The sequence below is a fragment of the Klebsiella quasipneumoniae subsp. quasipneumoniae genome (assembly GCF_020525925.1).
GTDB classification, from domain to species: domain Bacteria; phylum Pseudomonadota; class Gammaproteobacteria; order Enterobacterales; family Enterobacteriaceae; genus Klebsiella; species Klebsiella quasipneumoniae.
In genome coordinates, this window is record NZ_CP084876.1 from 4,186,976 (window position 1) to 4,200,316 (window position 13,341).

Sequence of the window (13,341 nt, forward strand, 5' to 3'; positions counted from 1 at the left end):
TGCTTCCTTGTCTTGATTAACGTAATGTCGGGATCGCTTCCTGCAGCGGCTTGCCGTCCAGTTCGCGCTCAAAGCTGCGCAGACGTTTGTAGATGGACATCAGTTCCACCAGCGTCGTCCACGAGCTGATCAGGTACTGGAACGAACCGCGCACCTGGCCGAAAACGTTGGTAATTTGCGTCATCAGCCCGAGGGTAATCGTACCGGCAACGATCGACGGAAACAGCAGGAAAAGGCCGAAAACGTTATCCACCTGCAGATAGAGAATGCGGGCGATATTGAAATACATATAGTGGAAATAGAGACGGAAATAGTTGCGACGCACCGCGCTGAACAGCTCGCGCACCGTCGGCGGCGTGGCGCGGGTTTCATCGTCCTCGCCGTAGACCAGCTCTTTACGATAGGCCGCTTCCACGCGCTGGTTTTTAAACTCCAGACCCGGCAGCTTAATCCCCACCACCGCCAGCAGGCCGGTCCCCATCAGCGACCAGACGATCGCGGCAATCACCAGGCCATACGGCAAGTGACCGACGATGGGCAGGTCGGGAACGTGTTGCGAGAGCGTCACCAGCACCGGCAGGAAGGCGATCAGGGTCATCACCGCGTTGATAAAGCTCACGCCCATATCCTCCAGGGTGGAGGCAAAGCGCATGGTGTCTTCCTGCACACGCTGCGCGGCGCCTTCGATATGGCGCAGATGCTGCCAGTGGGCCATGTAGTGTTCGTTCATCGCCGTGCGCCAGCGGAAGACGTAGTGGCTGACGAAAAAGTTGTTCATCACGCCGATGATCACCGCGATGAGCGCGATGCCGAGAAAGATGCCGATCTCATGATAAAACTGGTTGATGCTGACCTTATGCGGGGTGGCCAGCGCGCTCTGGATCAGGTCATAGAACGGCGCATACCAGGCGTTGATCGCCACCCCCACTTCCACCAGAAACCAGGTGACGAAGATGATGAGCGACGTGCCGAGAATCGACCAGTACTGCCAGCGATGCGGGCAGTAGACAAACCAGAACAGCGCAAACACGCCGACGCAAAACAGATAGTAAGCGTAGAACACCAGATAGTTGAGCGACCAGAAGCGCGCCGCGCTGATCGCCACATCCTGCGATGCCCCGGTGACCCGCAGCAGCCAGTCGCCGCCGCCCGCCTGCCAAAAGATCACCGCCAGCAGCGACCAGATAAAGGCAGAAATAAAAAACGGCCCCGGTTTGGGGAAAAAAGATTTAAACATCATTGTCTCCTGCTAACTTCTTATCGTTCTGCTATTGCTGTATACGACGCATACGTCGGCCGCCGCGTGAAAGCGTTCTCGCGGGGCAGACGGATGATAAGACCGGATATCAACAGCTTAGTTCTGCTGCCAGGCGTGCAGAATTGTTTCTGTGGGTTTCACCTGTAAAGGATTGCCAGGAACGGTCAGCGTACGCCACACCTCATTGTAGTGGGCGATGAGCGTCGCGGCCTGCGCGGCGGGGCGGTTGGCGGTGGTGTGGGCATCCTCCGCGATAACAATGCCGTATCCGCGGCTCGCGCCGTTTTTAATGGTGGTGTCGAGGCAGTAGTCGGTGGCGCAACCGCAGATGACAAACTGCTGAATGTCGTGTTCCCGCAGCACCTGCTCCAGCGAGGTGTGGTAGAAGGCGTCGCAGGCGGTTTTAGTGACATAGAGCGCGCCGGCCGGCTGTTCCAGCTCAGGGAGCAGGGCGAAGCCTTCGCTGCCGGCTTCGAGGCCGCCGGCCTCATCATGTTGAATAAAAATGACCTTATCCGCCGCGCGCACCAGACGATTAATTTGCGCGACGCAGCGCTCGCGCGCCAGACGCGGCGTGGCGAACACGCCGTTTTGCATATCCACGACCATCACTACCCGTTGAGCCGCCATTGTTTTCTCCCGCGAACCTTCAGCCAAACGGTCATCATACGCGCCGGCGAAAAAAGCCGATATCCGAAAGCGTAAAAAAGTCTTTTTTACGCACCGTTACCTTTTTCCTGCAGGAATGTCGTGAATCCCGCTTTGTTCTGCGCCACTTCGTAGTATAAATACCCTCTTCTCTTTTATTTATTTAATGGATGATTTCCGTTGAAACGTAGTTTGCTCATTTTTGCTGCGCTGTGCGCGGCGTCGTGGACCTCGGCGCAGGCCGCACAGCCCACCGTTGACCCGGTTTTCGCCTCGGATGTGGTCGATCGTTACGCCAATCATATCTACTACGGCAGCGGCGCCACCGGCATGGCGCTGGTGGTGATCGATGGCAATCAGCGCGTGTTTCGCAGCTTTGGCGAAACTCGCCCCGGGAATAATCAGCACCCTCAGCTCGACTCGGTGATCCGTATCGCCTCCCTCAGCAAACTGATGACCAGCGAGATGCTGGTGAAGCTGCTCGACCAGGGGGTGGTGAAACTCGACGATCCGCTGAGCAAATACGCCCCGCCGGGCGCTCGGGTGCCTGACTGGCAGGGAAAACCGATCACCCTGGTGAATCTCGCGACCCATACCAGCGCCCTGCCGCGCGAACAGCCTGGCGGCGCCGCCCATCGCCCGGTGTTTGTCTGGCCGACCCGCCAGCAGCGCTGGAGCTGGCTCTCTACCGCGACCCTGAAGACCGCGCCGGGCTCGCAGGCGGCCTACTCCAACCTGGCCTTCGATTTGCTGGCGGACGCGCTCTCCACCGCCGCCGGCAAACCTTATCCGCAGCTATTTGAAGAGCAGATCACCCGACCGCTGGGGATGAAGGACACCACCTTTACCCCGTCGCCGGACCAGTGCCAGCGGCTGATGATCCCGGAAAAAGGCGCCAGCCCGTGCAACAACACCCTGGCGGCGATCGGCAGCGGCGGAGTCTACTCGACGCCGGGGGATATGATGCGCTGGATGCAGCAGTTCCTGTCATCCGATTTCTATACCCGCGGCCAGCAGGCCGACCGGATGCAGACGCTGATTTATCAGCGTAACCAGCTGACCCGGGTGATCGGTATGGACGTGCCGGGCCGCGCCGACGCGCTGGGGCTTGGCTGGGTGTATATGAAGCCGAAGAATGGCCATCCGGGGATTATTCAGAAAACCGGCGGCGGCGGCGGGTTTATCACCTATATGGCGATGAATCCGCAGGCTAACGTCGGCGCTTTTGTGGTGGTGACCCGCTCGCCGTTAACCCGCTTCAACAATATGAGCGATGGCATCAACGACCTGGTCAGCGAGCTGAGCGGCGCGCAGCCCAACATGCAGACGGCCAGCCAGTAAGCCCGGGGGAGGTTTCGCAGATGCGACATAACGATCGTTTTGGCGAAACATCCCCATGCCATTTCAGTTACACTAACGTCTTTCATTTCACAAAATCAGGCAAACCATGACAGATTTAATCACTCGCCCCCGCCGCCTGCGTCAATCCGCTGCGCTGCGCGCCCTGTTTGAAGAGACAACACTGAGTTTGAACGACCTGGTGTTGCCGATCTTTGTTGAAGAAGAAATTGATGATTACAAAGCGATCGAGGCTATGCCCGGCGTGATGCGCATTCCGGAAAAATATCTGGCGCGCGAGATCGAACGCATCGCCAATGCCGGCATTCGCTCGGTGATGACCTTTGGCATTTCTCATCACACTGACGCCACCGGCAGCGATACCTGGAATGAAAATGGTCTGGTGGCGCGTATGTCGCGGATCTGTAAGTCTACGGTGCCGGAGATGATCGTCATGTCCGATACCTGCTTCTGCGAATACACCTCCCACGGCCACTGTGGCGTGCTGTGCGACCACGGGGTGGACAACGACGCGACCCTGGAAAACCTCGGCAAACAGGCCGTTGTCGCCGCCGCCGCCGGCGCGGACTTCATCGCCCCTTCCGCCGCGATGGATGGTCAGGTGCAGGCGATTCGCCGCTCGCTTGACGCTGCCGGCTTCACCAATACGGCGATCATGTCCTACTCGACCAAGTTCGCGTCTTCCTTCTACGGCCCGTTCCGCGAAGCGGCCGGTACCGCGCTGAAGGGCGATCGTAAAACCTATCAGATGAGCCCGATGAACCGCCGGGAAGCCATTCGCGAGTCGCTGCTCGATGAAGCCCAGGGCGCCGACTGCCTGATGGTGAAACCGGCTGGCGCCTACCTGGATATTCTGCGCGATATCCGCGAGCGCAGCGATCTGCCGCTCGGCGCGTATCAGGTCAGCGGGGAGTACGCGATGATCAAATTCGCCGCCCAGGCGGGCGCTATCGATGAAGAGAAAGTGGTTCTGGAAAGCCTTGGCGCGATCAAACGCGCGGGCGCCGACCTGATCTTCAGCTATTTCGCCCTCGACCTGGCCGAGAAAAAAATCCTCCGTTAAGCCTCCCTCTCCCCGGTGGCGCTGCGCTTACCGGGGCTACCAAACCTCATCCCCGGTGCGCTGTATTTATCGCGACCACCACACCGTAGCCCGGATAAGGCGCTTGCGCCGCTATCCGGGGACAGGCGCTAACCAATATCTGTAGCTAAAACTTTGCGCGCTGCTTTCCACCTTCTGCGCCTTCTCCTTGGCGTACCGGATTTCGCTTTCTAACGTGTTAAACCACATCATAAATACCGAATTCCAGGAGATCCTGTGGTGGCTTATCGACGTTATTACATTAAGGGGGGAACCTGGTTCTTCACTGTTAACCTTAAAGACCGTAGAAGCATGCACCTAACTGAAAACATAGAATTATTGCGCTACTCTGTCGCTGTTGTTAAACAACATCGCCCTTTTATTATTGATGCCTGGGTGGTGTTGCCTGAACATCTGCATTGCATCTGGACACTACCTCATAATGATGACGATTTTTCTTCACGCTGGAGAGATATCAAAGGCTGTTTTACCAGAACGTTAAAACGACAACCCCTCTGGCAACCGCGCTTCTGGGAGCATGCCATACGCGATGAAGATGATTACCGCCGACACGTTGATTACATCCATATCAATCCACTTAAGCATGGCTGGGTCACCCGGGTGATCGATTGGCCATTTTCAACCTTTCATCGCGATGTCCAGCGCGGGCTATATCCACCAAATTGGGCTGGCGATAGCTTTGATCTTAGCTGCGGTGAACGCCGATAGCCTCTCCCCGGTGGCGCTGACGCTTACCGGGGCTACAAATCGGCGCCAACTGTAGCCCGGATGAGGCGTTAGCCGCTATCCGGGAAACCTCCCCCGCTGCGAGCGAAACTTCACCCAACTGTAATCTGAACGACATCTCTACCTTCTACTGTCTGGGCAGGACGGAGGAGGAGCCACTATGTTTAGTCTCGACAACGTACTCGATGACCTGTGGCCTCAGGCGAGGCCCGCCCCCTGGCAAAAGAAACTGTTAAAAAAGCTATTTTATGAGGAAGAGTTTCAACAATTTGCCGACCGTCACCGCCACCTGAAGGGGCTTGATACGGTCGAACAGGTGCTGGAATACCTCAATATCCGCTGCGCTATCCCGGCGCACGATCTCGAACAAATCCCCGAATATGGCCCGCTGGTCATTATCGCCAACCACCCCACCGGCACCCTCGATGGCCTGGCGCTCCTGTATGCGGTATCCCGCGTGCGCCGCGATGTCAAAGTGGTCACCAACCGCATGCTCACCCACCTTGAGCCCCTGAGCTCGCTGTTTATCCCGGTGGATAATATTCATGGCCGCACCGCTAAAACGGCGCTGCAGCAGATGGACCAGCAGCTGCAGGCCGGCGGGGTGCTGATCTTCTTCCCGGCGGGGGAAGTCTCCCGCCTCACCCGTCGCGGCATCCGCGATAAAAAATGGCACTCGGGCTTTATTAAGCTGGCGGCAAAATATCGCGCCCCGCTGCTGCCGGCGTGGATTAACGCCCACAACAGCGCCCTGTTTTACGCCAGCACCCTGGTCTCCGACAACCTGCCGCTGCTCCTGCTGATGCAACAGATGTTTCGCCGGCGCAACAGCAGCCTGCCGGTGCGCATCGGCCAGCAGATCCCCTGGTCGAGCTGGTTCGATGCCCAGTCCAGCGCTCGCGAGCTTACCGGCCGCTGCTATCAGCACCTTGACCAGCTGCGCAAAGGGCTGCCGGGGCGGTTTAAAACCGAAAGCGCCATCGCCCGTCCGGAAGACCGGGCGCGGCTTAAACGCGAACTGCACAAGGCTGAATGCCTGGGCCGCACCGCCGACGGCAAAGTAATTTACCTCTGGCAGCGCAACGGCCAGGAGGAGGCGCCGCTGCTGCGCGAGCTGGGACGCCTGCGGGAAATCGCCTTCCGCGCGGTCGGGGAAGGCAGCGGCAAACGGCGGGATATCGACCGGTATGACGACGATTATCTGCATCTGATCCTGTGGGATGAAGAAGATCTGGAAATCGTCGGCGCTTACCGCTTTATGCCGACGGCCATACAGCTGGCAAAGCGCGGCCTGGAGGGGATCTACAGCTCCAGTCTCTTCCACTACGACGGGCGGATGGACGACATCCTGCAGCACGGCATTGAGCTGGGGCGCAGCTTTATCCAGCCGCGCTACTGGGGTCGACGCGGGCTGGACTATCTGTGGTCCGGCATCGGCGCTTATCTGGCGCGCTATCCGCACTATCGCTATCTGTTTGGCCCGGTGTCGATTTCTGGCGGGCTGCCGCCCGCCGCTCGCGATCTGCTGGTGGCGTTCTACCGGCTGTGGTTCCCGGCGACGCATCCGCTGGCGGAGTCGCGTCGCCCTTATCCGGCGTCGCTGCCCGACGTGCTGGCGCAGTTTGGCGGGGAGGATTACAACGACGACCTGGCCCGGCTGAAGTCCCTGCTGGGCAATCTCGGCTGCGCGATCCCGCCGCTGTATAAGCAGTACTCGGAAGTGTGCGAGCCGGGCGGAGTGCAGTTTATCGATTTCGGCAGCGATCCGGATTTCAATAACTGCGTGGATGGTCTGGTGCTGGTGGATCTCACCTACCTGAAGGCGAATCGCTATCTGCGCTATATTGGCGCGCATCTGGGTGCGCAAAAATCGGCATAAACGCTTTTTCCCGGCTTGCGGCGCGTTGCGCCTTAGCCGGGCTACGGTTCACCGTTTCCGACGGTTCGGTAGCCCGGAAAAGCCGCGTCAGGCGCCGCCTCCGGGAAGCAGCGGGCAATGCAGCATCCGCTTTTCTCCGCGGCTCGCGGCTGATACAAGCCTTACCCCGCCCGGTAATACGGCTTATCGCCAAGGATCGTCGCCCGGTGCATGATCCGCCGCTGCGGCAGATAGTCGGCGTTGGCGTAATGCTGGGTTACCCGGTTATCCCAGATAGCGACATCGTTCGGCTGCCAGCGCCAGCGCACCTGAAACTCCGGTTTGGTGATATGGGCAAAGAGGAAGCTCAGCAGCGCCGCGCTCTCTTTCTCGGTCACATCTACAATCCGCGTGGTAAAGCCTTCGTTAACGAACAGCGCCTGCTTGCCGGTCACCGGGTGGGTACGCACCACCGGGTGCAGCAGCGGCGGATGCTTCGCCACCGCCTCCTGCCAGCGCCGATGCTCGGCTTCCGTGTGGTTGTACTTATACTCCTGGAACGATTTACGGAAATCGTGTTCCGCATGCAGGCCGCTCAGCAGCTGCCGGAAGGGCTCTGACAGCGCTTCCCAGGCGGCGATACCGCTGGTCCACAGAGTGTCCCCGCCGGTCGTCGGCAACTCTTTCGCCGCCAGAATAGCGCCGGCGGGCGGCGTGTCGATAAAGGTGACATCGGTATGCCAGTTGTCATTATCCGGCGGATTATCGTTGTGGGTATCGAGGACGATAATCTCCTCCACGCCAGGGGCGTGAGGGTAGACCGGATGGATATGCAGGTCGCCAAACCGCAGCGCCAGGTCGCGCTGTTGCGCCGGGGTGATATTTTGCTCGCGCAGGAATACCACCTGATGACGCAGCACCGCGTGATACAGCTGTTCAAACTGGTTGTCGCTCAACGGACGGGTTAAATCCGCCCCGGTCACCTGCGCGCCAATATACGGCCCCAGCGGGGTAATGCTCAGACGTTCACTCATTGTACTTCTCCATGCCAGGGCGTCAGGCGCCGCTGCAGCGCGCGCAGACCCAGTTCCAGTAAAAAGGCGATAATGGCAATCACCGCGATCCCCGCCAGCACCACATCGGTGGCGAGAAACTCGCCGGCGGACTGCACCATAAACCCTAACCCGCGGGTGGCGGCGATCAGCTCAGCGGCCACCAGCGTTGACCAACCGACGCCAAGACCAATGCGCAGCCCGGTGAGGATCTCCGGCAGCGCGCCGGGCAGGATCACCAGCCACAGCACCTGCGCCCGGCTGGCGCCCAGCGAACGGGCGGCGCGAATCCGCACCTGCTGCGCGCTTTTTACCCCCGCCAGCGCCGACATCGCTACCGGGGCGAAAATCGCCAGGTAGATCAGCAGGATCTTCGACGTTTCACCGATGCCAAACCAGATCACCATCAGCGGTAAGTAGGCCAGCGGCGGCACCGGCCGATAAAGCTCGATCAGCGGATCGAGGATCCCGCGCACCGTTGAGTTGAGCCCCATGGCGATCCCCACCGGCACGCCGATCAGCACAGCCGCCAGCAGAGCGATAACGATCCGCGTCAGGCTCGCCGCCAGGTGCTGCCAGAGCGTCGCATCCATAAAGCCCTGCGGCCCGGCGATAGTGATAAGCTTCTGCAGCACCTGGCCCGGCGGCGGCAGAAACAGCGGGCTAATCAGCTGCAGCGCCGCGACCGCCCACCAGACGGCCAGCAACACCGCCAGGGTCGCCACGCTGAGGGTGAGCTGACGGGAGAGCGGCCAGCGCCACTTCAGCGTCAGTTGACGCGGTTTGTCGTTCAGTACCACGCTCATGAGAAAGCCTCCCGTTGGTCAAACACCCGGCTCAGAATGTATTCCCGCTGTTCAATAAACCGCGGGTCGGATTTGATGCTGCGGCAGGGTTCGCCCGCGACAAAGCGGCGGCTGAAATCCAGCGGCAGCCGCTCCACCACCCGCCCCGGCCCCGGCGACAACAGCACCAGCTCGGTCGCCATAAAGATGGCCTCTTCAATGTCATGGGTGATGAGCAGCACCTGTTTGCCGGTCTCATGCCAGAGGGTCAGCAGCAGCGTTTGCATCTGCTCGCGGGTAAAGGCGTCAAGCGCGCCGAAGGGCTCATCCAGCAGCAACAGCTGCGGATTCGCCGCCAGCGCCCGGGCGATGCCCACCCGCTGGCGTTGACCGCCGGACAGCTGCCAGATAAAGCGCTTTTCCGCCCCTTCGAGGCCGACCTTTTTCAGCATCTGCGCCGCCGCTTGCCGCCGCTGCGCTTTATCCACGCCCGCCAGCTGCAGCCCCAGCGCCACGTTATCCTGCACATTGCGCCAGGGCAGCAGGCCTTCGTTCTGGAAGACCACGCCGCGCTCTGCGCCCGGCCCGGTCACCCGCTGACCTTCGAGGGTGATGCTGCCGTGCTGATAGGGCACGAATCCGGCAATCAGGTTCAGCAGGGTAGTTTTACCGCAGCCCGAAGGCCCCAGCACCACCAGCAGCTCCCCACTCTCCAGCGTCAGGTTGATATCCGCCAGCGCCGGTTTACCGCCATAGTCGGCGGAAAGATGCGAGATTTGCAGCATCGCCGCCTCCTTTACTTCACGAAACGATCAGTAACGTACTGACGATAATCGGTTCCCGCCGCGGGCACTTTGCCCTGCTCTTTCAGAAAGCGCGCAGTATCGACGATGGCCTGATTGACCGGCCCGTTCAGCGCCTGCGCCTGCTCAGCGGCGGTCAGGTAGGTGTTCCCCTTCACCAGCCCCGGGACATCGGCTTCCGGCACGCCGCTCAGGCGCGCCAGCTTGCTGATGTTGTCCGGCTGCTTCAGCCACTCATCCGGGTTGGCGATGTAGGGCTGCTGGGCGTCGATGGCGCTTTTAGCAAACGCTTTGACGATCTCCGGATGCTGCTCGGCGAAGTCCTTACGGACCACCCAGACGTCGAGGGTCGGTGCGCCCCACTCCCCGACCTGCGCGGAATCGGTCAGCACCTTGCCCTCTTTTTCCAGTTCGTTAACCGCTGGCGCCCAGACGTAAGCCCCGTCGATATCCCCGCGCTGCCAGGCGGCGATAATCGCCGGCGGCTGCAGGTTAATAATCTGCACCTGGCCCGGCTTGATGCCCCAGTGTTTGAGCGCCGACAGCAGGCTGTAGTGGGTGGTGGAGATAAACGGCACGGCGATGCGCTTGCCGATCAGATCTTCCGGTTTGGTGATGCTTTTCTTCACCACCAGCGCTTCGGAGTTGCCGAGCTTTGAAGCGAGCAGGAACACTTCAATCGGCACCTGCTGGCTGGCAGCCACCGCCAGCGGGCTGGAGCCGATATTGCCGATCTGCACATCGCCGGAGGCCAGGGCGCGCACCACGCTGGCGCCGCTGTCAAATTTCCGCCAGTCGACGGTCGCCCCGCTGGTTTTGGCGAAGGTGTTGTCCGCCTGGGCGACTTTCGCCGGCTCAGCGGAGGTTTGATACGCCACGGTCACATTGACCGCCTGCGCCTGGAAGGCGGCGACGGCCAGCGCCGCCAGAAGAGTAATTCGCGATGTGAATGCCATAATGTCTGCTTCCCCTGAGTTGTTATAGGTGCAGTATTTCCGGCATCAGGATGGAGATGAAGTAATTAAAAATTCTGGCTAATAGCGAATCGTTTTTAGAACAAAAGCGGGAAAGGATAGTTGATTTTGCGCGGTGGGTTGGCGGCAGAGGGTTGGCGCCGGGTGGCAGCTACGCCTTGCCCGGCCTACAGATCGCGCCATATGTAGGCCGGGTAAGCGCAACGCCACCCGGCACAAAACTCAGCGCTTCGCGTTAAGCTCAGCGATATCCTTCGGCGTGGTGCGGCAGCAGCCGCCGATCAGCCTCGCCCCGGCCGCCAGCCACTGCGGCAGATAATCCGTCAGGCTGGCGCAGGCTTCGCCATGATGGTGCCAGGTCTTGCTCACCGCATCATAATGTTCGCCGGAGTTAGGATAGACCACCAGCGGCAGCGCCGTCAGGCTGTGCAGATGCGCCAGCGCCGCGGGCGTATTTTCCAGCGCGATACAGTTGATGCCCACCGCCACCACCTGCGGGTTATCCGCCAGGGCGGCCATCACCTCGCGCAGCGGCGTGCCATCGCTGAGATGTTCGGCGTCGCGCAGCGTGAAGGAGTACCAGGCGCGGGCGCGGGGATACTCCTGCAGCAGGGCTGTCAGGGCCTGGATCTCGGCGAATGACGGCAGGGTTTCACAGGCCAGCAGGTCGGCGCCCGCATCCAGCAGCGCTTCGACGCGCGGGCGGTGGAAGGCCTGGAACTCTGCCGCACTGCGCTGATAATCGCCGCGATACTCCGAGCCGTCGGCGAGAAAGGCGCCATACGGCCCCACCGAACCGGCGACCAGCAGCGTGCCGGCGTGTGGATTCTCAGCGAGGTACGCCTCGCGCGCTTTGCGCGCCAGCTCGACGCTTTTGCCGATCAGCGCCCGGGACTGCGCATCATCCAGGCCGCGCGCGGCAAAGCCGGCGGGAGTGGCCTGATAGCTGGCGGTGATCGCCACCTGCGCTCCGGCGCGAAAGTAGTCGAGATGCACATCGCGGATCAGCTGCGGATTTTCCAGCAGCACTTTCGCCGACCACAGGCTGTCAGCCAGATCGCAGCCGCGGGCCTCCAGCTCGGTGGCCATGGCGCCGTCCAGCAGCACAAAAGGCTGGGCGGCAAGCAGGGCGGTAAACGGATTAGTCTGCGACATGTTGAGGCTCCTGAGTCATTTTCCGTGAACGAGTAAGATACCAGGCACCATAGCACAGGGCCACGAAGGGGATCCCGCACCACAGCGCAATTCTCTGGCTCGGGTCAAAAGCGAGGCCCACGCAGGCCACCAGGCACAGCACAAAGCCCAGAATCGGCACCACCGGATACCAGGGGGCGCGATACTGCAGATCGCTCAGCGCCTTACCCTGCTGCAGATGGCGGCGGCGGAACATAAAGTGCGAGGCGCAGATGCTCAACCACACCGCCACCACCGCAAAGCCGGAGATCGCCGACAGCGCCACAAACACCGTATCGGGCGCCACCACGCTGGAGAACAGCGCCAGCACGCCGCCCAGCATACTCACCGACAGCGCGGTCACCGGCACGCCCCGTTTATTGACTTTGGCAAAGCAGGCCGGCAGCGTCTTCTCGTTCGACAGCGACCACAGCATCCGCCCGGAAGCGTACAGGCCGGAGTTGGCCGCCGAGAGGATCGCCGTCAGGATCACGAAGTTGAAAATATCCGCCGCGTAAGGGATGCCCACCTTTTCAAACACCAGCACGAAGGGGCTTTTCTCCACCCCCGCCTGCTGCATTGGGATCAGCGCCGCCAGCACAAACACGGTGCCGATAAAGAAAATAATCAGCCGGGCGATGGTGGTGCGAATGGCGACCGGAATGACCTTATGCGGGTTTTCCGTCTCTCCGGCGGCAATGCCGATAAGCTCCGTCCCGGAGAAGGCGAAGTTCACCGCCACCATGGTCATCAGGATCGGCAGGCCGCCGTGCGGGAACCAGCCTTCGGCGGTGATATTGCGCAGGCCCGGCGCCGGGGAGCCATCCTGCATCGGAATGATGCCGAAAATGGCCGCGCCGCCGAGAATAATAAACGCGATGATGGTGATCACTTTCACCAGCGAGAACCAGAACTCGCCTTCGGCGAAGAAGCGGGTCGAAATGATGTTAAGGCCGAAAATCACCCCGCAGAACACCACGCACCAGATCCAGACCGGCACCTGCGGGAACCAGTACTGCATACAGAAGCCGGCGGCGGTGAAGCTCGAACCCAGCGCCACCGTCCACGTCAGCCAGTAGAGCCACGCCACGGTATAGCCCGTCGCCGGGCCAAGGTAGCGCGCCGCGTAAACGTGAAAGGCGCCGGTCTCCGGCATCGCCACCGACAGTTCGCCGAGGCACTGCATCACCAGCCAGACCACCAGGGCGCCAATCAGATACGCCAGCAGCGTTCCGGCCGCGCCGGTGGTGGAGATGATATAGCCGGTATTAAAGAACAGGCCGGTGCCAATCACGCCGCCGAGCGACAACATGATCAGATGGCGCGTTTTCATGGTGCGCTTCAGTTGCCCACCTTGTTGTTGTGTTGTGCTTTGCATTTTATTTTCTCACGCCAGCCCGCTTGCCCGGGCCATGATGCGTATAAACGTATAGACATCTAAACATCCAAAAGAAGAAGTGTTATACCGTGCCACCGCGGAAAAAGCAAAGCCGCTGCACCAGGTCGCGCGCCGACAGCGTGCAGCCTGCCCCATTTTTGCGCAGCGCCGGTGAGCGCGCCACGGGCTGGCGCCTCATCGCGGCGGACAACGTTCTGGCACTCT

General features: G+C 60.7%; 13 protein-coding genes. 4 read left to right on the forward strand and 9 right to left on the reverse strand.

What is annotated here, in order from left to right; translation table 11 throughout:
• Positions 1-16: 16 nt before the first annotated feature.
• Together sbmA and LGM20_RS20215 are read right to left on the reverse strand one after the other, a co-directional pair.
• The gene (sbmA, locus tag LGM20_RS20210) at positions 17-1,237 is read right to left on the reverse strand and encodes a peptide antibiotic transporter SbmA (RefSeq protein WP_032453450.1); all 1,221 of its coding nucleotides are present in this window, start codon (positions 1,235-1,237) and stop codon (positions 17-19) included.
• Between the two features lie 117 nt (positions 1,238-1,354).
• Positions 1,355-1,867: an isochorismatase family protein gene (locus LGM20_RS20215; protein ID WP_072096510.1), complete on the reverse strand. Its 513-nt coding sequence runs from the start codon at positions 1,865-1,867 to the stop codon at positions 1,355-1,357.
• Positions 1,868-2,086: 219 nt separating this feature from the next.
• On the opposite strand from LGM20_RS20215, the gene ampH reads away from it, so the two are divergent.
• From ampH to LGM20_RS20235, 4 genes are all read left to right on the forward strand, one after another.
• Entirely contained in the window at positions 2,087-3,247 is a 1,161-nt protein-coding gene (gene ampH, locus LGM20_RS20220) for a D-alanyl-D-alanine-carboxypeptidase/endopeptidase AmpH (RefSeq protein WP_044521218.1), read from the forward strand.
• Positions 3,248-3,353: 106 nt separating this feature from the next.
• A complete protein-coding gene (hemB, locus tag LGM20_RS20225; RefSeq protein ID WP_002890201.1) occupies positions 3,354-4,328 on the forward strand; it encodes a porphobilinogen synthase in 975 nt (324 codons plus the stop codon).
• A 255-nt stretch (positions 4,329-4,583) separates the two neighbouring features.
• Positions 4,584-5,075: an REP-associated tyrosine transposase gene (locus LGM20_RS20230; RefSeq protein ID WP_072013399.1), complete on the forward strand. Its 492-nt coding sequence runs from the start codon at positions 4,584-4,586 to the stop codon at positions 5,073-5,075.
• A gap of 178 nt (positions 5,076-5,253) precedes the next feature.
• Positions 5,254-6,972: a bifunctional ornithine lipid synthase OlsF gene (locus tag LGM20_RS20235; RefSeq protein ID WP_044521216.1), complete on the forward strand. Its 1,719-nt coding sequence runs from the start codon at positions 5,254-5,256 to the stop codon at positions 6,970-6,972.
• 161 nt (positions 6,973-7,133) lie between these two features.
• Here LGM20_RS20235 and tauD read toward each other — a convergent pair whose 3' ends face one another.
• The 7 genes from tauD to LGM20_RS20270 form a co-directional block, all read right to left on the reverse strand.
• A complete protein-coding gene (tauD, locus tag LGM20_RS20240) occupies positions 7,134-7,985 on the reverse strand; it encodes a taurine dioxygenase (protein ID WP_023288563.1) in 852 nt (283 codons plus the stop codon).
• Positions 7,982-8,809, reverse strand: a complete 828-nt coding sequence (gene tauC, locus LGM20_RS20245) for a taurine ABC transporter permease TauC (RefSeq protein ID WP_032453385.1) — start codon at positions 8,807-8,809, stop codon at positions 7,982-7,984. Before tauC ends, tauD begins: the two co-directional genes overlap by 4 nt.
• Positions 8,806-9,573 (reverse strand): taurine ABC transporter ATP-binding subunit, encoded by a 768-nt coding sequence (gene tauB / locus LGM20_RS20250; protein ID WP_023288561.1) that lies wholly within the window; start codon positions 9,571-9,573, stop codon positions 8,806-8,808. Before tauB ends, tauC begins: the two co-directional genes overlap by 4 nt.
• Before the next feature lie 11 nt (positions 9,574-9,584).
• The gene (gene tauA / locus LGM20_RS20255) at positions 9,585-10,547 is read right to left on the reverse strand and encodes a taurine ABC transporter substrate-binding protein (protein ID WP_023288560.1); all 963 of its coding nucleotides are present in this window, start codon (positions 10,545-10,547) and stop codon (positions 9,585-9,587) included.
• 240 nt (positions 10,548-10,787) lie between these two features.
• A complete protein-coding gene (gene mmuM / locus LGM20_RS20260; protein ID WP_032453384.1) occupies positions 10,788-11,720 on the reverse strand; it encodes a homocysteine S-methyltransferase in 933 nt (310 codons plus the stop codon).
• On the reverse strand, positions 11,707-13,116 hold the full coding sequence (gene mmuP, locus LGM20_RS20265) for an S-methylmethionine permease (protein ID WP_044521213.1): 1,410 nt from the start codon (positions 13,114-13,116) through the stop codon (positions 11,707-11,709). The genes mmuM and mmuP overlap by 14 nt, the downstream gene beginning before the upstream one ends.
• 82 nt (positions 13,117-13,198) lie before the next feature.
• Positions 13,199-13,327, reverse strand: coding sequence for a hypothetical protein (locus LGM20_RS20270; protein ID WP_072199122.1), 129 nt, complete (start codon positions 13,325-13,327; stop codon positions 13,199-13,201).
• Between the last annotated feature and the right edge of the window lie 14 nt (positions 13,328-13,341).

Bases quoted from the DNA above. Each gene is read 5' to 3' on its own strand.
- sbmA (WP_032453450.1), bottom strand. From the start codon at position 1,237: ATGTTTAAATCTTTTTTCCCCAAACCGGGGCCGTTTTTTATTTCTGCC.
- LGM20_RS20215 (WP_072096510.1), bottom strand. From the start codon at position 1,867: ATGGTCGTGGATATGCAAAACGGCGTGTTCGCCACGCCGCGTCTGGCG.
- hemB (WP_002890201.1), top strand. From the start codon at position 3,354: ATGACAGATTTAATCACTCGCCCCCGCCGCCTGCGTCAATCCGCTGCG.
- LGM20_RS20235 (WP_044521216.1), top strand. From the start codon at position 5,254: ATGTTTAGTCTCGACAACGTACTCGATGACCTGTGGCCTCAGGCGAGG.
- tauD (WP_023288563.1), bottom strand. From the start codon at position 7,985: ATGAGTGAACGTCTGAGCATTACCCCGCTGGGGCCGTATATTGGCGCG.
- tauC (WP_032453385.1), bottom strand. From the start codon at position 8,809: ATGAGCGTGGTACTGAACGACAAACCGCGTCAACTGACGCTGAAGTGG.
- tauB (WP_023288561.1), bottom strand. From the start codon at position 9,573: ATGCTGCAAATCTCGCATCTTTCCGCCGACTATGGCGGTAAACCGGCG.
- tauA (WP_023288560.1), bottom strand. From the start codon at position 10,547: ATGGCATTCACATCGCGAATTACTCTTCTGGCGGCGCTGGCCGTCGCC.
- mmuM (WP_032453384.1), bottom strand. From the start codon at position 11,720: ATGTCGCAGACTAATCCGTTTACCGCCCTGCTTGCCGCCCAGCCTTTT.
- mmuP (WP_044521213.1), bottom strand. From the start codon at position 13,116: ATGCAAAGCACAACACAACAACAAGGTGGGCAACTGAAGCGCACCATG.